The organism is Glycomyces sp. NPDC050141 (genome assembly GCF_055586545.1).
On sequence record NZ_JBVJHZ010000003.1, the window covers coordinates 180185 to 199815 of the forward strand.

Sequence of the window (19631 nt, forward strand, 5' to 3'; positions counted from 1 at the left end):
GGGGCTTGACATCATTGACTTCGGTCAGTTCAGTACGGCTCGTCCCAAAGCGAAGGATCAGCGTGGCGCAGTTCATCTACACCTTGGAAAAGGCGCGTAAGGCGCATGGTGACAAGGTCGTCCTCGACGACGTCACCCTGTACTTCAACCCGGGTGCGAAGATCGGCGTGGTCGGCCCCAACGGCGCCGGTAAGTCCAGCCTCCTGCGCATCATGGCGGGTCAGGACCAGGTCTCCAACGGCGAGGCGAAGCTCGCCAACGGCGCCACGGTGGGCATGCTGGCGCAGGAGCCGCCGCTGAACGAAGAGAAGACCGTGATGGGCAACGTCATGGAGGCCGTCGCGGACATCCAGGGCAAGCTCGACCGGTTCAACGAGGTCGCCATGGAGATGGCCACCGACTACACCGACGAGCTCATGACCGAGATGGGCCGCCTCCAGGAGGAGCTCGACGCCGCCAACGCCTGGGAGCTCGACTCGAAGATCGAGCAGGCCATGGACGCGCTGCGCTGCCCGCCCGGCGACTGGCCCGTCACCAACCTCTCCGGCGGCGAGCGCCGCCGCGTGGCGCTGTGCAAGCTGCTGCTCGAAGCGCCCGACCTGCTGCTCCTCGACGAGCCCACCAACCACCTGGACGCCGAGTCCGTGCTCTGGCTGGAGCGCCACCTCGCCTCCTACGCCGGCGCCGTCATCGCCATCACCCACGACCGGTACTTCCTGGACAACGTCGCCGAGTGGATCCTCGAGCTCGACCGCGGCCGCACCTACCCCTACGAGGGCAACTACTCCACGTACCTGGAGAAGAAGGCCGAGCGCATGAAGGTGGAGGGCCGCAAGGACTCCAAGCTCCAGAAGCGCCTCAAGGACGAGCTCGAGTGGGTCCGCTCCAACGCCAAGGGCCGCCAGACCAAGTCCAAGGCCCGCCTCGGCCGCTACGAGGAGATGGCCGCCGAAGCCGAGAAGACCCGCAAGCTCGACTTCGAGGAGATCCAGATCCCGCCGGGCCCGCGCCTGGGCTCCACCGTCATCGAGGTCAAGGAGCTCGTCAAGGGCTTCGACGGCGAAACGCTCATCAACGGGCTGGACTTCAACCTGCCGCGCAACGGCATCATCGGCATCATCGGCCCCAACGGCGTCGGCAAGACCACCCTGTTCAAGACCATCGTCGGCCTCGAGGAGCCCGACTCCGGCATCGTGAACATCGGCGGCACGGTCGACATCTCCTATGTGGACCAGAACCGGTCGGGCCTCGACGGCGACAAGTCCGTGTGGCAGGTCGTCTCCGACGGCCTCGACTACCTCATGGTCGGCAAGGTCGAGATGCCTTCGCGCGCTTACATCGCCGCGTTCGGCTTCAAGGGCCCGGACCAGCAGAAGCCCACCAAGGTCCTCTCGGGCGGCGAGCGCAACCGCCTGAACCTGGCGCTCACCCTCAAGCAGGGCGGCAACGTCCTCCTGCTCGACGAGCCCACCAACGACCTCGACGTCGAGACGCTCTCCAGCCTGGAGAACGCGCTCCTGGAGTTCCCCGGCTGCGCCGTCGTGATCTCCCACGACCGGGCCTTCCTCGACAAGGTCGCCACCCACATCCTCGCCTGGGAGGGCGAGGGCGAGGACGGCCTGCCGAAGTGGTTCTGGTTCGAGGGCAACTTCGACTCGTACGAGAAGAACAAGGCCGAGCGCCTCGGCCCCGAGGCCCTGAACCCGCACCGGGTCACCCACCGGAAGCTCACCCGGGACTAGGCATGGCGCGCTTCAAGACCGACGTCCCGCTGCGCTGGTCGGACATGGACGCCTTCGGGCACGTGAACAACAACCAGTTCATGGTCCTGCTCGAAGAGGCCCGGGTCGCGATGATGTTCTCCGCCGCCGCGGAATCCGGCATCCCCGGGTTCCGCGAAGGCGTCGTCGTCGCGCGCCACGAGGTCGACTTCCTGCTGCCGGTGACCGTGCCGGCCCAGACCCGCGTCGAGCTCTGGGTCGAGCGGATCGGGAACTCCTCGTTCTCGTTCGCCTACGAGCTCACCGCGAACGACAAGCTCGCGCTGCGCGCCAAGACCGTGATGGTGCCCTTCGACATCGTCTCCCAGCGGCCTCGGCGCATCACCGCCGAGGAGCGGGCGTACCTCGAGCAGTGGACCGACTAGACCGCAGATGCTGATCCTTCTATGAACCAGGCGACTACCGCCGGGGACGACGCGGCCTTCGCCGCGCGCGCCGCCAGGCTCGACCCCGACACGCTCGTGCTGGCGCAGGGCGGCCGCTTGTGGGCCGCCCTGCCCTTCGGGGTCCTCGCCGTCCGCGAGGCCGCGACGACCCTTCCTGAGGGCCTGTACCGCGCCGGGGACCTCGCCGCCGGTTCACCGGTGGAGCGGCCCGCCGCCGAGTGGCGCGGGCGCCTCCCGAAGCAGCCGTGGGCCACGGTTGAATCCGTTCCGGCCGCCGATATCGCCGACATCGACCGCAAGGCCGCGCAGGCGCTGCGGGAGCGGCGCGGCCAGGGCATCGGCGACCGGCGCCTGCGCGACGCCATGCTCGACCACGTCACCCTCCGCGTCGAGCACGACGGCCGGATCTACCCGGTCGAGTTCCGGCTCGTCGCCGGGGTGTGCCGGATGGGCTTCCTCGGCGCGGACCCCGTGCGGGTCCTCAAGGCGGGCCGCCGCATCGGCCTCGCCGCCACCTACGGCACCGTCTGGGACAGGGACCGCGGCCTCCCGATGCTGTGACCGATTCGGAACACTGGGTAACCGTCGCTCCGATCGGTGACGGATACCCGACGTCCGGAGGATGGGATTGCCCTTCCCGTTCTGATACATATGAAACCGGTGACAGTACCCCGTTCGCGCCTGCGAACAAACGCTCGACGGTTCATACTTTTAGTCAGGATTAGTTGACGGTTGTGCCATGTCGGTCCCGAGCCCTAGTCTGCTCACTGGATCACGACGTAACTTGGCTATGCCCCGCGAAGCACAACCAATCACATCCAATGGTTCAGCTCAGCATGAATGCCAACGTATTACCCAACACTGCCAGTGATTCGCATTTTGGGTGGGAAGGCGGACAACACCATGGCATGGTGGCGCAGCAGAAAACGCGACGCACAGCAAGAGTCGATCGCCGAGGCGGTCGCCGAGGCCGACAGCGAGCTCGGCGGAGCCGCAGAGCGCGCCCAGGCGCGCGGCAGCCAGCCGAGCGCGGTCCCGAACCCGCGCGCCGAGAGGCACGAGGACACCGAGCTCGACACCGAGGAGCTCGAAGTCGACCTCGAGTTCGCCTCCCGAGAGCTGCGTCACGAGCTCACCGCGGAACAGCTCCTGCTCGGCCCCGAGCACGAGCAGATCTCCGAGGTCGACCGCTGGCACCTCATCAAGCGCGACCTCGAGGAGATCGACCCGGACTTCATCACCGACCTGGAGCAGATCGCCGCCGACGCGGTCGCCCAGGAGACCGATGAGGCCGCGCCGCTCGACTCGGACCGCATCATCGCGTCCCTGAAGAACCTCGACATCCGCTACCTCGTCGACGAGAACGGCGGCATCGTGGCCCTCTGGGAGCGCCACATCGTCCAGGTCCGCGCCGAGGGCCCCGACGCCGATATCCTGGTGCTGCGCGCCCGCGCGTACCAGACCGTCCCGCGCGAGTGGGCCGAGCGCGGCTACGCGGCCATGAACGAGTGGAACCGCACCCGCCGCTTCCTCAAGGCCTACCTCGGCGAGCCGACCGACTCGGGCGCGCTCCCGGTCTTCGGCGAGATCCAGGTCCCCGTGCGCCCCGGTATCACCACCGCGCTGCTTGAAGAGCTCATCGACTGCGGCACTGCGATCTCGGGCACGTTCGTCGAGTGGCTCGAAGGCGAGCTGTTGTAGACCCTGCCGGTCTGACCGTTGTGCACCGCCCCGGGCTCCGAAAGGACCCCGGGGCGTTCGCTTTGAGCAGGTGCGATTCGCTTTGGGCCGGTACGATCATGAGGAACCCCCACCTCCAAATTGGATAGGAGACCCCATGACTCCCGAACCCCAACCCCAGCCCCCCGAGCCCACAGGCGCCACTTCCGGCCCCGAACCCCAAGCGCCGCAAGCGGCCCCGCCCCAGCCGCCCGCGCAGCCCTCCGTCTTCACCGGCGAGGCCGACGCCACCGTCAAGGTCGTCCCCGGCGGCGCCCCGCAGCCCGCCGCAGCGCCCCAGGCCGCCGCCGCCAGCGACGACTTCCTCACGGAGGCACAGGCACCCGTCCCCGCCGCCGGTGCCCCGGTGCCGCCCGCCCCGGCGAGCGCCATGCCGCAGGCGAACCTCTCGTCACCGACGACCGCGATGCCGCAGACGACGCTCCCCTCGCCGGTCCCGCCGCCCGCCCCGGGCTACTCGATGACCCCGCCGCCGATGGGCCCGCCCACCGGCATGCAAGGCGTGGTGCCCGCCGGTCCGCCTCCCGGCATGCCGACCGGGCCGATCCCGATGCCGATGGCCCCCCGCAAGCCCCGCAACAAGGCCGCGATCGCCTTCGCGGTCATCGCGGCCGTGCTCGCGGCGGTCGCGGTCACTTTCGGCATCCTCTTCTCGGAGAAGACGAACGAGTTCGACGACCAGGCCGAGCAGCTCGAAGCCGTCGAGACCGAACGCGACACGCTCGAAGACGAGATCGTCGCCCTCCAGTTGGAGCGCGACACCCTCCAGGCGGACGCCGACGCCCGCCAGGCCTGCTCCGACGCGCTCGACGCCTTCATCGCCGACGACTACCCGGGCACGGTCGACAGCTTCGAGGACTTCGCCAGCGCCGAGTACCTGGACTGGGCCACGGCCCACGACGAGCTCTTCCGCGAGGTCGAGCGCCAGTGCCTCGCCTGACCTGAGGACAGACGAAGAACGGAGCGGCGGGGAAACCCGCCGCTCCGTTCTCACGTTCAGTTCTCTTGGCCCGTAACGGGACCTACTCGTTGCGCATGCTGCGCGCAAGCTTCATTCGTTCCTCATGAAGTCTGCCGCGCGCTCCATGTACTCCCACATGACCTGGTCGTACTCGGGCGGCAGCGCCACCTCGTCCATCGCGGCGCGCATGCACTTCAGCCACGCGTCGCGCTCGCGCACGCCGATCGTGAACGGGTTGTGGCGCATCCGCAGGCGCGGGTGGCCCCGCTCCTCGGAGTACGTGTGCGGCCCGCCCCAGTACTGCTCCAGGAACATCTGCAGCCGCCGCGCGGCCGGGGCCAGGTCTTCCTCGGGGTACATCGGCCGCATGACCGGGTCCTCGGCCACGTGCGCGTAGAACGCGCTCGTCAGGCGCTCGAAGGTCGCCTCGCCGCCCACAGCCTCGTAGAAGGACTGCGTGGGCGCAGGCTGTCCGGTCGGCGTCAAAGCCACTACGGCTCGCGGGCTGTCACTAGGCATCTCCCAATCGTGCCAAGGGCGGGACCGGCTGTGAAGCCGATCCGGCACGCGTCACACCGAATGGGCTCTATATCACCTCGAAAGCGCGGTACTTACGGTGTGGTCCCGGCCGCGCCCGCCGCACCGGCGGCCCCGCCGTTCGCGACCGTGCGCGGCACGTAGATCCGCCCGCTCGACGCGATGTCGATGATCCCGGCCGCCCGCAGCGCCTCGGTGACGCGCAGCCGCAGCTCGCGGCCCGCCGCCCACTGCTGGTCGGAGGTGGTCCGCACGCCCAGGCGCACCTTGATCTCGTCGATGGTGATGGCGATCGGGCCGAGGTACTCGGGTGCCTTGAGGATGTGGGTGCTCCACTCGTCCTCCTCGACGAACTCCTCGGCGACCTGCGTGATGATCTCCCCGGCGCGGTCGATGTCGACCGTGGGCGGCAGCGGTGTGTCCACGACCACGTACGCCCAGCTCTGGCTGGAGTTGCCGACGCGCAGGATCTGGCCGTTGCGGACGTACCACAGTGTCCCGTCGAGCGACCGCAGCGTGGTCACGCGCAGGCCCATGTCGACCACGGTGCCCTGGGCGTCGCCGACGTCGACGTTGTCGCCCACGCCGTACTGGTCCTCGATGAGGATGAAGATCCCGGCCAGGTAGTCCTGCACGAGGTTCTGGGCGCCGAAGCCGATCGCGATGCCCGCGATGCCCGCGCTGGCGAGTATCGGCGCGAGGTTCACGTTGAAGGCGCTGAGCACGAGCATGAACGCCACGGTGAAGATGACGATCCCTGCGACGTGCTGGAGCACGCCCGTGAGGGTCTCGGCCCGCTTGTCGCTGCGGTCGCCGAGGAGCTCGTCGCGGCGGGCGTTGCCCGAGCCGAGCTTGTCGGCGAGCTCGGCGATCGACTGCGGGCCCTTGAGCGAGGTGACCTGCTTGATGATGCGGCCGATGGCGCGGTTGACCAGCCAGCGCAGGAAGAACGCGACCAAGATGATGAGCAGGACCTGCCCGATCTTGTCGATGACCGCGCCGCCGTCCACGGCGAAGTTCCTGTTCTCGGTGATGCTGTACAGCACCGAGCACGAGTTGAAGCCCGGGTCGCAGGGAGAGGTCTCCTCGGCGGTGGCGGCTAGCAGTTCCACGTTCGTCCTTCTCAAGGTCATCTAGGCGCGGTCGCAGTGTTCACGCCTCGCGGGCACCCTTACCGACGTCCGTCCGATCCGGTGTCGTCCCGGGCCCGCACAGACGATATTCGCGTGTCATTGAAGATCCCACGGAACCAGGGTGCAATTTTCTGAGATTTAGGTCAAACTTGTGGGGACCGATGGCTTGGAGGTACGTCACCGTGATAGGTCCTCGACATAGGAGCGCGCTCGACAGCGGCGACCCTTCCCCAGGGGTGCTCCCGAATCTCTTCACGCACAACGCGGCCACGCTGGGCTCCGCCCTCGTCCTGAACCAGAGTTACGAGCCGCTGTGCGTGATACCAGTCAGGCGGGCGGCGGTGCTGCTGCTCACCCGGAAGGCCGAAACCGTCACTCCTGGTGACGGTTTTCTGCGCTCTGAATCCATGCACATCCCCGTCCCTTCGGTGGTCCGGCTCAACCGCTACGTGCCGATCCCCAGGCAGGTCGGGCAGAGCCCGTCGCGGCGCGGCGTGTTCGCCCGGGACGACTGGCGGTGCGTGTACTGCAACGCGTCGGCCGAGACCATCGACCACGTGGTGCCCCGCTCGAAGGGCGGGACCCACACGTGGGACAACGTCGTGGCGGCGTGCGCCCCCTGCAACCACCGCAAGAGCGACAAGACCCTGGCCGAGCTCGGCTGGCGCCTGCCCCGGGTGCCCCGGCCGCCTTCGGGCTGGCAGCTGCGCGGCTTCCGCGGCCAGCGCCGTCCCGACCCGGCGTGGGAGGCCTGGCTGCCCCGCCACGGGAAGGAGCGCGCCCGGCTCTCGTAAAAGGGTGCTCGACACCATCGGACGAACGGGGCCCGTCGACGGTCATGCGACTGTCGGCGGGCCCCGTTCGTGCGTTTGCGTTGCCGCACCAACGCTTTCGGGCGCTGTGCGACCGGGTGCACGGAGTTACCACCTGCGGCGATGTGAGGGGCGTAATTGGATTAGTCTGAGGGGCATGGTGACGGCGTGCGCTTGCCGGATCGCGAGTCCGCCGGGTCACCTGTAACGAAAGCTAGGGGAGCAACATGAATTTCCAGGACTGGCTGATACTTTTCGGCGCCCCGATCCTGGTCGTGGTCGCGGTCTTCGCCCTGATCTTCCTTCGGCACCCGAGGCCGCAGTCCCGCTACCGCACGGGCGAGCCCTACAACTTCAAACCGGTGTGGTTCGTCGCCCGCAATGGCGCGGTGGCAGGCGAGTCCGGCTTGGCCGAACTCGAGTCCGGCGCCCACGGCGCCGAGACCGTCGCCAGTGGACCCAAGGGAGGCTCGCATGGCAAGTGGTAACCAGGTGGCGATCGTCGAGGGCGTCGACAAGAGCCCCGAAGACGTCAAGCCCGCCATCCTCGAAGGCCCGTTCGACACCCGCGAGCTGCTGCACATCGACGAGGCCCTCTCCGTGGCCGAGCGCGACGGCGGCGGCATGCACTACAGCGTCTACGTCGGGCCCCTGCACGACCCGGTCCGTGGCGCGGCCGAGGCCCTGCACGACAGGCTCGCCGACCCGGACCGCTCGATCCTCATTGCCGTCTCGCCCGAGCAGCGGCAGCTGGAGATCGTGACGGGCAAGCTCGCCCAGGAGAAGGTCCCGGACCGCTCCGCCGCCCTCGTGGTCTTCTCCATGGAGGCCGCGTTCGGCGCCGGGCAGCTCGCCGGGGGCATCATCACCGGCCTGCGCATGCTCGCGGAGACCGCCTCGAGCCGCTAGACCCACGCAGCATTGCGGCCCGGAAGCTCCTGCTTCCGGGCCGCTTTCATGTCTTTACTTCTTCTTGCCCGCGTCTTCCGGGAACTGGTGTTTGAGCAGGTCATCGGCCTCGGTGAGCTCGAGTTTCCCGATGAACTCGACCCATGAGAGCGAGTCGGCGACGGTCTCGCGGATCGACAGGATCGTCGTCCCGGGGATGCGCATCGTCAGCGTCGCGGGGGAGCCGATGTGCTTCTGGGCCAGGACCGCCTCGGTCGGCTGGCCGTTGAGGCCCTTCGCGAGCTCGAACACCGCCGACTCGTTCTCCTTGGCCTTCGGCACCCACTCCATGTCGCGCTTGAGTATCAGGGCCGCGCCGACGGTCTTGCCGCCGGACTCGCCGCTGTAGGTCAGCACGATCCGGTTCGCGTCCCCGCGCGCGCTCGACAGGCTCCACGCCGCGTCGGTGACGTCCACGAGCTGCCCCTGGAAGCGCCGCACCGAGTTGCGGGCCTGCTTCGCCTGCCGCCGGTCGGCCAGCGGCTTCGCGACGACCCGGCACACCACGACGAGCGCGGCGAGGACGAGCACGCCGATGCCCACGGCCGCCACCTCGTGGAGCCCCGCGTCGATGGACCAGATGATCGACATCGGCACGAGCACGCCCGAGGCGAGGCCGAGGAGCGGTTTCAGCCAGAACGGCCCGCTCCCGGTCGGCACGCGCAGCGGCGCCATCAGCCCGATCACGGCCGCCACGACCAGCGCGATGCCGACGAGCTCGGGCGCGGGCACGTCGTACCGGCGCAGCCAGTCGACGGCCCACCAGGCCAGGAAGCCCGAACCGATGAGCACGGTCGGGATGAGCAGTACGACGGCGAACATCAGCTGCTGCGGCTGCGGCCGGGTGCGCGAGGCGAGCACAGGCCCGAGCAGCAGGAGCGGCAGGACGATCCCGAACAACGCGACCAGGGTGGCGCTCAGGACGGCCACCGGCAAAAGCGCGGACAAGACGTCTCTCCTCTAGTTTGAGCAGGCGCAGGATCGCCCGGGAGGCACAAGGGGTGGAACACGGCGAGCTTATCAACGGCGCGAGAAGCGCTCGGGGCTCCGGGACCTCCGCTGTGCGCGGCGGCCCCGGAGCCCCGATGAGACCCGTTCCGGTGTTAAGCGGACTTGTCCAGTTCCCGGCCCTTCAGGGCGCGGGCGATGTCGGCCCGGCCCTCGGCGACGCCGCGCTTGACCGGCGCGGGCCGGTCCTCCGCGAGCCAGCCGTCGAGCACTTCGAGCGTCTCGGTCTCGATCAGGTTCGACGGGAACGCGAGCTTGGAGAACTCGACGGCCTGCTGCGCGCCCAGCTTCTCCCACAGCTCCGGCACCGCGTCCAGGTACGGGCGCAGGTACGGGCGCACGAGGTCGGCCTGGTCGAGCGGCGCGAACCCGAGCATCGAGGACCGGCGGACCCAGTTCTCGGAGTTCGGGTCGGTGATCCGCTCCCAGGCGCGCTGCTTCGCCTCCGCGTCCGGGACGACCGCGCGGGCGATGATCGCCAGGCGCTGGCCGTCGGCGGTCGAGTCGCGGTCGAGCTCGGTGTCGATGGCGTCCTCGGGGACGGCCCCGTTGCCGACGAGCCCGGTGAGCAGGGCCCACCGCAGGTCGGCGTCGACGGCCAGGCCCTCGGGGACCCCGTTGCCTTCGAGCCACGCGGCGATGCGGGCCAGGTCGGCCTCGGACCGAGACGCGGACGCGTAGGCCTTCGCCCACGAGCGCTGCGGGTCCGAGCCCGGCGCGGCGGCCTCCATCGCGGCCTTCGCGGCCTGCGCCCAGGACTCGCGCAGCTCGGCGCGGTGCGCCGGGTCGGCGTAGGCGAGCGCCCCGGCGACCTGCCGCTGCGCGACGGTGACGATGTTGATGTCGCCCTCGGTGGTCAGGCTCTTGACACCGAGCTGCACGAACTGCGTCGCGGTCAGTTCGGCGTCGCGCAGCATGTCCCACGCGGCGGCCCAGATGAGCGCGCGGGCGAGCGAGTCCTCGAGCGCCGAGGTGTGCTCGACGGCCGTGGCCAGGCTCCGCTCGTCCAGGCGCAGCTTCGCGTACGTCAGGTCGTCGTCGTTGAGCAGCAGCAGATCCGGCTGCTTCACGCCCGCGAGCTCGGCGATCTCGGTGGCTTCGCCCGTGACGTCGACTTCGATCCGGTCGCGGCGCTTGAGCACGCCGTCCTCGAGGTCGTACAGGCCGATCGCGATGCGGTGCGTGCGGTGCGTCGGGTGCTCGGCCGGGACCTCCTGCAGCACAGTGACCTTGGTGTAGTTGCCGTCCGCGTCCACGGCCACATCCGGGCGCAGGGTCGAGACGCCCGCGGTGCGCAGCCACGTGTCCGCGAAGTCCTTCAGCGGCTTGCCGCTCGCGGCCTCCAGCTCGCCGAGCAGGTCCGAGAAGACCGCGTTCCCGAACTGGTGCTTCTCGAAGTACGCGCGCAGGCCCGCCAGGAACGGGTCGATGCCGACGTAGGCGACGAGCTGCTTGAGGATCGAGGCGCCCTTGGAGTAGGTGATGCCGTCGAAGTTGGCCTGGATCTCCTCGGTGTCACCGGCGGCGGTGTAGACCGGGTGCGTGGTCGGCTGCTGGTCGGCGCCGTAGCCCCAGTTCTTGCGCGCCGACAGGAACGTCGTCCACGCGCCGTCGAACCGGGTGGCCTCGACGTTCGCCCAGTGGGAGGCCCACTCCGCGAAGGACTCGTTGAGCCACAGGTCGTCCCACCAGCGCATCGTCACCAGGTCGCCGAACCACATGTGCGCCATCTCGTGCAGGATCACGTTCGCGCGCTGCTCCAGCTCGAAGTCGGTGACCTGCGAGCGGAACAGGAACGAGGCCTCGGCGATGGTGACGCAGCCGAAGTTCTCCATCGCGCCGAAGTTGTACTCGGGCGCGAAGACCTGGTCGTACTTCGCGAGCGGGTACCGCACGCCGAAGTGCTCGTGGAAGTGGTCGAAGCCCTGGCGGGTGACCTCGAAGACCCCCTCGGGGTCCAGGTAGTCCTTCATGGACTGGCGGCAGTACAGGCCCATATCGATCCCGTCGTGCACCTCGTGCACCCCCACATAGGGGCCCGCGCAGATCGCGGTGATGTACGGGCTCATCCGCACCGACTGCTCGAACAGCGTCACCTTCAGGTTGACGGCCTCGACCACGGTCTCCGCCTCGGCGGGCATGTTCGAGATCACGGTCCAGTGCTTCGGGGTGCGCACCTGGAACGTGAACGCGGCCTTCAGGTCCGGCTGGTCGAAGCACGCGTACACGCGCTGCGCGTCGGCGACCTCGAACTGCGAGTAGAGGTACGTCTCCTTGTCGACCGGGTCGGTCATCCGGTGCAGGCCCTGCCCGTCGGTCGAGTACGCGAAGACCGCGTTCACCACCAGCTCGTTCTCGGCCGCGAGACCGGTGATCCTCAGCCCGTCCTTGGGGTCGTAGAGCGTGATGTCGACGGGCTCGCCGTTGAGGTAGGCCTCCTCGATGCGCTCGGCGGCGATCTCGATGAACGTCTCCGCACCCGGTTCGGTGCAGGAGAACTTGACGGCGGTGCGCGAGCCGAAGGTGTCGCCCTGCTCGTGCCCGGTGAGGTCGAGCTCCACGGTGTAGGACTCGACGTGGAGCAGCTCAGCGCGACGCTGAGCTTCGTCTCGAGTGAGAATGTGCGTTGCCGCCACAGTGCCTCCAGTCAGGGATCTTTGGATATGAAAGAAGTGTGTCACATCTCGGGAGTTCACTCGGCGGCCACGTCACCGATGAACAGGGTCGATTACGCTCGTGGCGTGACTGCTGCACACCCGATCGACCAGGCCTGGCTTTCCACCGGGAGCACTGGTGCGAAGAACTACGACGAGTTCCCCGACGAATCCGAGATCACCCGGATCATCGAGGCGAACCCCGCGTCCATGCTGGGCGTGGAGATGCCCGCGCACACGCCCGAGGCGGTGGCCGCCGGACTGACGTTCGAGCAGGCCCTGCCCGCCGCGGCCGAGCGCCTCGCCGCCCTGAAGGAAGCCGGGCGCTTCGCCGCGTTCGGCGACGTCGCGGTCGCCTACCGGATCTCCGGCGGCGAGGAGCCCACCGCCTACGGCGTGTTCTGCCTCGTCGACACCGCCGAGATCTCCTCCTCCGCCGAGGAGCCCGGCAAGGTCATCCGCAACGAAGACGTCTTCATCGAGAAGGTCAAGCAGCGCAACGAGCTCAACCAGCGCCTGCGCCACCTGCTCAGCCCCGTCCTGCTGCTCCAGTCGAGCCGCGGCGAGGAACTCCACGCCGCCATCGAGACCGCCATCGCGGGCGCGGGCGAGCCCGTCGCCACCGATGTCGACGAGGCCGGGCGCGCGCACGAGATCTGGGCGATCGGCGGCGACGCCGGCGAGGCCCTGACCGCGCTGGCCGGGGACGGCGACCTCATCGTCGCCGACGGCAACCACCGCTCGCTGGCCGCGCAGGTCGGCGAGCTCGACCGGTTCCTCGCGGTGATCACCACCCCGCAGTCGGTCGTCATCCGCCCCTACCACCGCCTCGTCAAGGGCCTGCCCGGCTCGGCCGCGCAGCTGGTGGAGCAGATCGGCCAGATCGGCGCGAGCGTCATCGAGACCGACGGCCCGCCCGAGACGCCTTCCGAGGGCGGCACCGTGGTCGTCTACGGCCAGGGCCGCACCTGGGAGATCGCGTTCCCGGCCGTCGAGGGCTCGGTCGTGGACCGCCTCGACCACACGCAGGTCGAGAACGAGGTCTTCACCGGCCTGCTCGGCTGGGACGCGGGGGACAAGCGCATCACGTACGTGGGCGGCGACTACCCGGCGTCGTGGCTCGCCGCGCAGGTCGACGCGGGCAAGGCCGACCTGGCGGTCCTCATCGCCCCGGTCACCGTGCCCGACTTCATCGACGTGAACCTCCAGCGGCTGAAGATGCCGCGCAAGTCGACCTGGTTCGTGCCCAAGGCCCGCGCCGGTCTCGCCATCGTCGAGCTCCCGAAAGGCTAAGGTCCCATCGTGCGCATTTATCTCGCCTCCGACCACGCGGGCCTCGAACTCAAGGACCACCTGGTGAAGCACCTGGGCGGCCGCGGTTTCGAGGTCGTCGACGTGGGCCCGCACCAGTACGACGCCGAGGACGACTACCCGCCGTTCTGCCTCAACGCCGCTTCGCAGGTCGTCGCGGACAAGGGGAGCCTCGGCATCGTGATCGGCGGCTCCGGCAACGGCGAGCAGATCGCCGCGAACAAGGTCCCGGGCTGCCGCGCGGCCCTGGCCTGGAGCGTGGAGACCGCGAAGCTCGGCCGCCAGCACAACGACGCGAACGTGGTCGCCATCGGCGGCCGCATGCACTCGCTCGACGAGGCGACGAGCTTCGCCGACGCGTTCGTGGACGAGGCCTTCTCCGGCGCCGAGCGCCACCAGCGCCGCATCGACATGCTCACCGAGTGGGAGTCCACCCACGAGCTTCCCGAACTGCCTTAAGCGGCAACGAAAGCTGTGAAGGGCCCGGGCATCCGCCCGGGCCTTTTCCGTCGGCGAATACCAGGAGAATTCGGCACATCGGATCTGGAGTAATTGGACGGGTGTTGGTAGCGTCAACACATGTCTAAGGGTCTTCGCGTTCTCCTGCACCTCCTCCAGCTGCTGGCGCTCCTCGGCGCCCTCTGGTACCTGTCTTTCAGCTTCCGCAACGCCTACTTCGATTTCGGACTGAGCGACGGCGAGATCCAGCACCTCAACACCTGGATCATCGGTCTCACGGTCCTGTCGATCGCGCTTTCGCCTTCCCTGTGGTCGCTCGCCCGCGGCAGCCAGGTCGCCCCCGCCCAGCAGCCCGCCGGGACGTTCGACCGAGTCCAGGTCACGCCCGTCCCGTCCCAGCCGCAGCAGCAGCCCGGCGGCGTGTTCGAGCCGATGAACAGCGCGATCGCGCCCGCGCCGCCCGCCAGCTCGTACGGACAGCCCTCCGCGGGCGGCATCACGCCGACCTCGTCGCCGCAGGCCGGGAGTCCGTGGAACACGGGGCGCTGACCCGTTCAACGCGGGTACGGGTTGCTCGCTGAGACGATGCGAACAGCGCCGCCTCTGGGGGCCGTGGAGGGTGGGTTCCGGGCGTTACGCTATTGGCTCGGACTTATTCATCGCGAAGGACCACTTCATGTCGAACGCCACCGTCGACCTCGTCTGCGGCCCGGCCGACCCCCTGCCGGGGTCTGAGCAGAGCTACCGGCTGACCGGCCTGCTCGGCTCGGGCGGGCAGGCCGACGTGTACCAGGCCGTCCGCGTCTCGGCCGGGGTCGCCTCGGCGCCCCTGAGCGTCAAGGTCCTGCGCCTCAACCCGGGCGACACGCGCGAGCACCAGTTCCGGTCCTGGGACAAGGGCGACGCGGTCCTCATGGACCTCCACGGCCGGAACGTGGGCGCGATCTGCCGCCGCATCGACGCGTTCTACGGCCGCCTGCCGCACCCGCCCGGCCAGGCCCCGAGCGGCGAGCCCGTCCCGTTCCAGGTCCTCGAATACCTGCCCGGGCACGACCTGCGCCAGCTGCTGCAGTGGCGTCTCGGCCGGGTCGACGCCGCCCGCACCCTCAAGTCCGTCGCCGAGGTCATGCAGGCGATGCACCACCCGCCCGCGGGCGCGCACCCAGTGCTGCACATGGACCTCAAGCCCGCGAACGTGATCATCGGCCCCGACGGCTCGGCGAAGGTCATCGACTTCACCGGAGCCCGCTACTACACCCCGGCGCACCTGACCACGATCGCGTACACCCGCGAGACCGCCGGACCCGAAGCGCACCAGGGGACCGTCGGTCCCTCCTACGACGTGCACGGCTTCGGTTCGATCGCGTTCTACCTCGTCACGGGCGCGAGCGCCCGCACCGACTCGCCCGGCCAGGAGCAGACCGTGCCCTGGGCCCGGCTGCGCAAGCACCCGGTCCTGGAGGCCAACGCGCGCCTGCGCGAGCTGCTGACCGCGACGCTCGACGACAACCCCCAGAACCGGCCCCGCACCGAGGAGCTGCCGCGCTGGATCGGCGAACTCTGCGCCGAAGTGACCCGCGCGAACCTCCCCGACCTCGGCGTCGACTGGAACACCCAGCACACCCGCGGCCTGCACTCGGTCCCCATGGGCGCCCCGATCGACTCGGCCGCGACCCGCCGCCTCGACCTCCCGCAAGCGCCGGTCGCGCCGCCCACGCAGGTCGCGCACACGGCCCCGCCCGCGGACAGCACCCGGGTGATGAAGGACGGCACCCGCGTCATGGAAGCGGGCGCCCCGAGTCCGGTGCGCGACAAGCCGGTCGCCGGCCGCGTCCGCGTCCCCGACCAGGCCCCGCACCAGGACAGCTACTCGCCCGGCCGCTCCGCCGGGCCGCCCCCCGGCCAGGGCCCGCTGCCGCGCCTGAAGCTCTCCCACGACCCTGAGGAACCGAGCGAACGCGAGCTCGACAAGGCCGACCGGCCGCCGCTGCTCGGCCCGCCCGGGTCGCTCTCGAAGGGCTTCGAGCTCTCCGTGATCGGCGGCCTGTTCTCGCTCATCATGTGGCTCATCTGGGCCATCTCGCAGGGCATGGACACGCTGCGCACCCAGGTCTTCAGCTATCTGTTCGTGCTCGCCGTGGCCGTCGGCCTGTTCTTCCTGGTCCGCGTCGCGGGCGGCATCCTGTGGGGCCGCTGGCTGCATACCAAACGCAAGTCGGCGCGCCTCGCCCACCTGGCGACCGGGGTCTTCCTGTTCATGGTCGGCATGAGCTACCTCGACCAGCTCAGCTGGGACTGGATCTCACTTGATTTCGGCTGGTTCGACTGGATCACCGACCTCTTCGGAGAGTGACGGATCGTTCGCCTACCGTGCGGAACGTTTCACGACTTCCCATGGAACTTCGAGACTTTCTCCAGCGCCTGTGAAGTGATCGCAACTACGATTTCCGATAATGAACGCCGCGGGAATCTTGCCTGATTTTCCGACTCCCGCAGTGCAACCGCATTGGGCGGATCAGGCGTCTAGCTAGACGACAAGATCCCCCTGGAACCCGGAAAGGCATTGAGATGACCGCATTGACATCGGTCGGTGCCGCAGCTCTCACCCCTGAGCAGCGTGAAGCCTTCGATCGCGACGGCTATCTGATGATCCGCGGCGCGCTCGACGCCGACGATCTCAAGCGTTGCAACGACGCTCTGGACCGCGTGTACGAGATCGAGAAGGAAGCGGGGCGGCTCAGCCCTGAAGGCGCGATGCACCGCCTCGACGCCGTCACTTCCTGCCCGGAACTCGCGTTCCTGCTCAACCACCCCAAGACCTTCCACTACGTGTGGTCGATCCTGGGCTGGAACTTCCACGTCTACCACTCGCACGTGGACAAGCACCCGCCGATCGCCGGGAAGCGCCCGTTCCGCTTCGAATGGCACCAGGACGGCGGCCGCCAGAACCGCGAGACCGAGACCGATCCGCGCCCGCGCCTGTCGGTCAAGCTCGCGTACTTCTTCACCGACCTCGCCGAAGAGGGCCGCGGCAACACCAAGATCATTCCCGGCTCCCACAAGTGGAACCGGATCGACGGCCCGCCGCGCCGCGACATGGAGTGGCCCGACCCCGAAGGCGCCATCGAGGTCACCGGCAACGCCGGCGACGTCATGTTCTTCGACCGCCGCATCTGGCACGCCCGCAGCGACAACTACTCGGACCTGACCCGCAAGGTCGCGTTCTTCGGGTTCACGCCGCGCTGGATCCGCGCCCGCGACCTCGTCGAGGACCTGCCGAACCAGGACTGGTGGAACGACCTCGACCCGGTCCAGCAGCAGATGCTCGGCGGCCACATGGCCACCGGCGACCACGGCTGGGGCCACTGGCCGAAGGAGACGCCGCTGTACAACTGGCTCGCCGAGCGTGACCTCCTCGACCCGGATTACCCGCCGCTGCGCCCGTAAGGGCCCGCACGTGGCAGGCTGACCGCATGAGCACCACTGACGCCGACCTCGCGCGCGACATCTTCAACCGCTCGCACCTGACCGGGGAGTTCACCCTCCGGTCCGGTGTGGTCGCGCACGAGTACTTCGACAAGTACCTGTTCGAGTCCGACCCGGTCCTGCTGCGGCGCATCGCCGAAGCGCTGGCGCCCCTGGTGCCTGCGCACGGCGTGGACGCGCTGGCGGGCCTGGAGACCGGCGGCATCCCCATCGTCACGATGCTGTCGCAGGTGACGGGCCTTCCGGCCCTGTTCGTGCGCAAGGAGGCCAAGACCTACGGCACGTGCCGTCTGGCCGAGGGCGGCGAGGTCGAGGGCCGGAAGCTGTTCATCGTCGAGGACGTCATCACTTCGGGGGGCGCCGTGCTCGACGCCGTGTCGGAGCTGCGGAACCGGGGCGGGATCGTCGAGGGCGGCGTGTGCGTCATCGACCGCGAGTCGGGCGGGTTGAAGAACCTGGCCGACATCGACGTCCAGATCAACGCGCTGTTCACGATGACCGAGCTGAAGGCCGCTGGAGCGAACTAAAGCGATACGAAAGGGGCCGGACGAGTGATCGTCCGGCCCCTTTCGCTGTGCCTCTTACCTGGCCCAGAGCCAGATCTCGGAGCCCTTCGGGTGCTCGCTGCCCGCTTCGAGGGACTGGTCGAACACAGTGCCGGTGAACCAGATCTGCGCGGTCTTCACCTCGAAGCCGAGGTCTTCGAGCTCCTTGGTGGCGTCCTCGATGTCCATGCCGGTGACGTCGGGGACCTCGACCGGTTCGGGGCCGTCGCTGACGACGAGGTCGACGGTGTCGCCCGGTCCGGCCGGGGCCTCCCCGGCCGGGGTCTGCGAGATGACGAGCCCGGCGTCGATGGTGTCGCTGTGGCTGCGGGTGACCTCGCCGATCGCGAGCCCTTCGCCTTCGAGCGCGGTCACGGCCGCGTCCTCGGTCTGGCCCACCACGTCAGGGACGGTGAGCGGCGGGAAGCCGTCGGAGACGTAGAGCGTCACCGGCGTCCCGGCCTTGACCTCCTCGCCCGCGGCCGGGTCGGTGCGGGTGACCTCGCCCGCCTTGATATCGACGCTGTACTCGCGCTCGACCTGCACCTCGGCGTCGAACGCGGCAAGTTCCTCCAGGGCCTTGTCTTCGGTCATCCCGGTCAGGTTCGGCACCTGGTACCGTTCCGGCCCTTGCGAAATGACGACGGTGATGGTGGAGCCGCGCCTGATCCTGTCGCCCACGCCCGGGTCCTGCGAGACGATCCCGCCGACGGGCACGCTCTCGCTGTAGCCGTCCACGAGGTCGACCTCGAAGCCCTGCTCCTCGGCGTACGCCTCGACGCTCTCGCGGCTCTGGTCGAGCAGCGACGGCGTGGCCGTGTACCGGCCGATCCCGATCCACCACCCGGCGGCGGCGACGCCGACGAGCAGCACGGCGATGAGCCCGAGCGTCGACAGGGCCTTCCACGACCGCTTGGCCTTCGGCGGCTCGACGACCATGGTGGTCTGCACGACCCGGGTGGGCCGCGGAACCTTCCCGGTGCTGCCCTTCGCGGGCCGCACGTCGATCGCCTGGAGCCTGCGGAGGAACGCCCCGGCGTCGACCGGGCGCGAGCCGGGCCGCCGCGAGGCCGCCGCGAGCACCAGTTCTGCGAGCCCGTCCGGCACGTCAGGGGCCTTCACCTGCGGGGAGGGAACATCCTCGTCGACATGCCTGCGCGCCACGGCACCCGAGTCGGGGCCGTCGAACGGCACCTCGCCGGTCAGCAGCTCGTACAGGAGGATCGCGGTCGAGTACACGTCGCTCGCGGTCGTCGCGGGCTTGCCGTTCACCAGCTCGGGCGCCACGTACGCGGCGGTCGCGACGAGCGGGCCGCCGGTGTCGCGGTCGCCGTGGACCGCTTCGGCCAGACCGAAGTCCACCACTTTCACGCGGTCGCCCCGGCCGCCGTTCTTGAGCAGGATGTTCTCGGGCTTGATGTCGCGGTGCACGAGCCCGGCGTCGTGCGCGGCCTGGAGCCCGTCGAGGACCTGCCCGCACAGCTCCACGGCCTCGTCGAGGCGCAGGCGGCGCCGCCGGTTGAGCAGGTCGCGCAGTGTCGTGCCGGGCACGTACTCCATGACGACGTACGGCAGTCCCTCGTGGACGCCCTGGTCGAACACGGCCACCACGTTCGGGTGCGAGAGCCGCGCGATGGTCTTGGCCTCGTTGGCGAAGGCCTTCACGTCGAACCCCGCGACCGCGGCGTTCGTGATGATCTTCACCGCGACAGTGCGGTCGAGGCGCTCGTCCTGCGCCTCGTAGACGTCGGCCATCCCGCCGCGCGCGATGAGCCGCGTGAGCCGGTACCGGCCGTCGACCCGCGCGCCGGTCAGGTCCCCTGTCGTCGTTGTCAACCCGCACCTCCTACACCCTGCGATCAGTGTAAGA

19 protein-coding genes are annotated in these 19631 nt (G+C 69.2%); 14 read left to right on the forward strand and 5 right to left on the reverse strand.

What is annotated here, in order from left to right; translation table 11 throughout:
• Nucleotides 1-62: 62 nt before the first annotated feature.
• The 5 genes from ettA (at nucleotide 63) to ACZ60M_RS03140 (ending at nucleotide 4847) form a co-directional block, all read left to right on the forward strand.
• Nucleotides 63-1742, forward strand: coding sequence for an energy-dependent translational throttle protein EttA (ettA, locus tag ACZ60M_RS03120; RefSeq protein WP_465414157.1), 1680 nt, complete (start codon nucleotides 63-65; stop codon nucleotides 1740-1742).
• Between the two features lie 2 nt (nucleotides 1743-1744).
• Nucleotides 1745-2146: an acyl-CoA thioesterase gene (locus ACZ60M_RS03125; protein WP_465414158.1), complete on the forward strand. Its 402-nt coding sequence runs from the start codon at nucleotides 1745-1747 to the stop codon at nucleotides 2144-2146.
• Between the two features lie 21 nt (nucleotides 2147-2167).
• Nucleotides 2168-2728 carry a DUF8185 domain-containing protein gene (locus ACZ60M_RS03130; RefSeq protein WP_465414159.1) on the forward strand — a complete coding sequence of 187 codons (561 nt, stop codon included), beginning with the start codon at nucleotides 2168-2170 and terminating at the stop codon, nucleotides 2726-2728.
• Between the two features lie 342 nt (nucleotides 2729-3070).
• Entirely contained in the window at nucleotides 3071-3868 is a 798-nt protein-coding gene (locus ACZ60M_RS03135) for a type III secretion system chaperone family protein (RefSeq protein WP_465414160.1), read from the forward strand.
• A 136-nt stretch (nucleotides 3869-4004) separates the two neighbouring features.
• Nucleotides 4005-4847, forward strand: coding sequence for a hypothetical protein (locus ACZ60M_RS03140; RefSeq protein ID WP_465414161.1), 843 nt, complete (start codon nucleotides 4005-4007; stop codon nucleotides 4845-4847).
• A gap of 111 nt (nucleotides 4848-4958) precedes the next feature.
• Here ACZ60M_RS03140 and ACZ60M_RS03145 read toward each other — a convergent pair whose 3' ends face one another.
• The gene (locus tag ACZ60M_RS03145; RefSeq protein WP_465414162.1) at nucleotides 4959-5387 is read right to left on the reverse strand and encodes a globin; all 429 of its coding nucleotides are present in this window, start codon (nucleotides 5385-5387) and stop codon (nucleotides 4959-4961) included.
• A 92-nt stretch (nucleotides 5388-5479) separates the two neighbouring features.
• Complete coding sequence (locus ACZ60M_RS03150) at nucleotides 5480-6517, reverse strand: mechanosensitive ion channel family protein (protein WP_465414163.1); 1038 nt, start codon at nucleotides 6515-6517, stop codon at nucleotides 5480-5482.
• A 293-nt stretch (nucleotides 6518-6810) separates the two neighbouring features.
• Between ACZ60M_RS03150 and ACZ60M_RS03155 the strand changes: the two genes are divergently transcribed.
• From ACZ60M_RS03155 to ACZ60M_RS03165, 3 genes are all read left to right on the forward strand, one after another.
• A complete protein-coding gene (locus ACZ60M_RS03155) occupies nucleotides 6811-7332 on the forward strand; it encodes an HNH endonuclease (RefSeq protein ID WP_465414217.1) in 522 nt (173 codons plus the stop codon).
• Between the two features lie 245 nt (nucleotides 7333-7577).
• Nucleotides 7578-7838 carry an aa3-type cytochrome oxidase subunit CtaJ gene (gene ctaJ, locus ACZ60M_RS03160; RefSeq protein ID WP_392960576.1) on the forward strand — a complete coding sequence of 87 codons (261 nt, stop codon included), beginning with the start codon at nucleotides 7578-7580 and terminating at the stop codon, nucleotides 7836-7838.
• Nucleotides 7825-8259, forward strand: a complete 435-nt coding sequence (locus ACZ60M_RS03165) for a DUF5130 family protein (protein WP_465414166.1) — start codon at nucleotides 7825-7827, stop codon at nucleotides 8257-8259. The genes ctaJ and ACZ60M_RS03165 overlap by 14 nt, the downstream gene beginning before the upstream one ends.
• Before the next feature lie 54 nt (nucleotides 8260-8313).
• Here the strand turns inward: ACZ60M_RS03165 and ACZ60M_RS03170 are convergent, their stop codons facing one another.
• Complete coding sequence (locus tag ACZ60M_RS03170) at nucleotides 8314-9246, reverse strand: hypothetical protein (protein WP_465414168.1); 933 nt, start codon at nucleotides 9244-9246, stop codon at nucleotides 8314-8316.
• A 155-nt stretch (nucleotides 9247-9401) separates the two neighbouring features.
• Nucleotides 9402-11942, reverse strand: coding sequence for an aminopeptidase N (gene pepN, locus ACZ60M_RS03175; protein WP_465414170.1), 2541 nt, complete (start codon nucleotides 11940-11942; stop codon nucleotides 9402-9404).
• A gap of 105 nt (nucleotides 11943-12047) precedes the next feature.
• Between pepN and ACZ60M_RS03180 the strand changes: the two genes are divergently transcribed.
• From ACZ60M_RS03180 to pyrE, 6 genes are all read left to right on the forward strand, one after another.
• Nucleotides 12048-13253 (forward strand): DUF1015 family protein, encoded by a 1206-nt coding sequence (locus ACZ60M_RS03180; protein WP_465414171.1) that lies wholly within the window; start codon nucleotides 12048-12050, stop codon nucleotides 13251-13253.
• A 9-nt stretch (nucleotides 13254-13262) separates the two neighbouring features.
• Nucleotides 13263-13730 (forward strand): ribose-5-phosphate isomerase, encoded by a 468-nt coding sequence (locus ACZ60M_RS03185; protein WP_392960565.1) that lies wholly within the window; start codon nucleotides 13263-13265, stop codon nucleotides 13728-13730.
• A 120-nt stretch (nucleotides 13731-13850) separates the two neighbouring features.
• A complete protein-coding gene (locus tag ACZ60M_RS03190; RefSeq protein WP_465414174.1) occupies nucleotides 13851-14279 on the forward strand; it encodes a hypothetical protein in 429 nt (142 codons plus the stop codon).
• Nucleotides 14280-14406: 127 nt separating this feature from the next.
• Nucleotides 14407-16083: a serine/threonine protein kinase gene (locus ACZ60M_RS03195; protein WP_465414176.1), complete on the forward strand. Its 1677-nt coding sequence runs from the start codon at nucleotides 14407-14409 to the stop codon at nucleotides 16081-16083.
• 215 nt (nucleotides 16084-16298) lie between these two features.
• The gene (locus tag ACZ60M_RS03200; RefSeq protein WP_465414178.1) at nucleotides 16299-17177 is read left to right on the forward strand and encodes a phytanoyl-CoA dioxygenase family protein; all 879 of its coding nucleotides are present in this window, start codon (nucleotides 16299-16301) and stop codon (nucleotides 17175-17177) included.
• Nucleotides 17178-17203: 26 nt separating this feature from the next.
• Nucleotides 17204-17743, forward strand: a complete 540-nt coding sequence (gene pyrE, locus ACZ60M_RS03205) for an orotate phosphoribosyltransferase (RefSeq protein WP_465414179.1) — start codon at nucleotides 17204-17206, stop codon at nucleotides 17741-17743.
• Between the two features lie 54 nt (nucleotides 17744-17797).
• On the opposite strand, the gene ACZ60M_RS03210 is transcribed toward pyrE, so the two are convergent.
• Nucleotides 17798-19597 (reverse strand): Stk1 family PASTA domain-containing Ser/Thr kinase, encoded by a 1800-nt coding sequence (locus ACZ60M_RS03210; protein WP_465414181.1) that lies wholly within the window; start codon nucleotides 19595-19597, stop codon nucleotides 17798-17800.
• Between the last annotated feature and the right edge of the window lie 34 nt (nucleotides 19598-19631).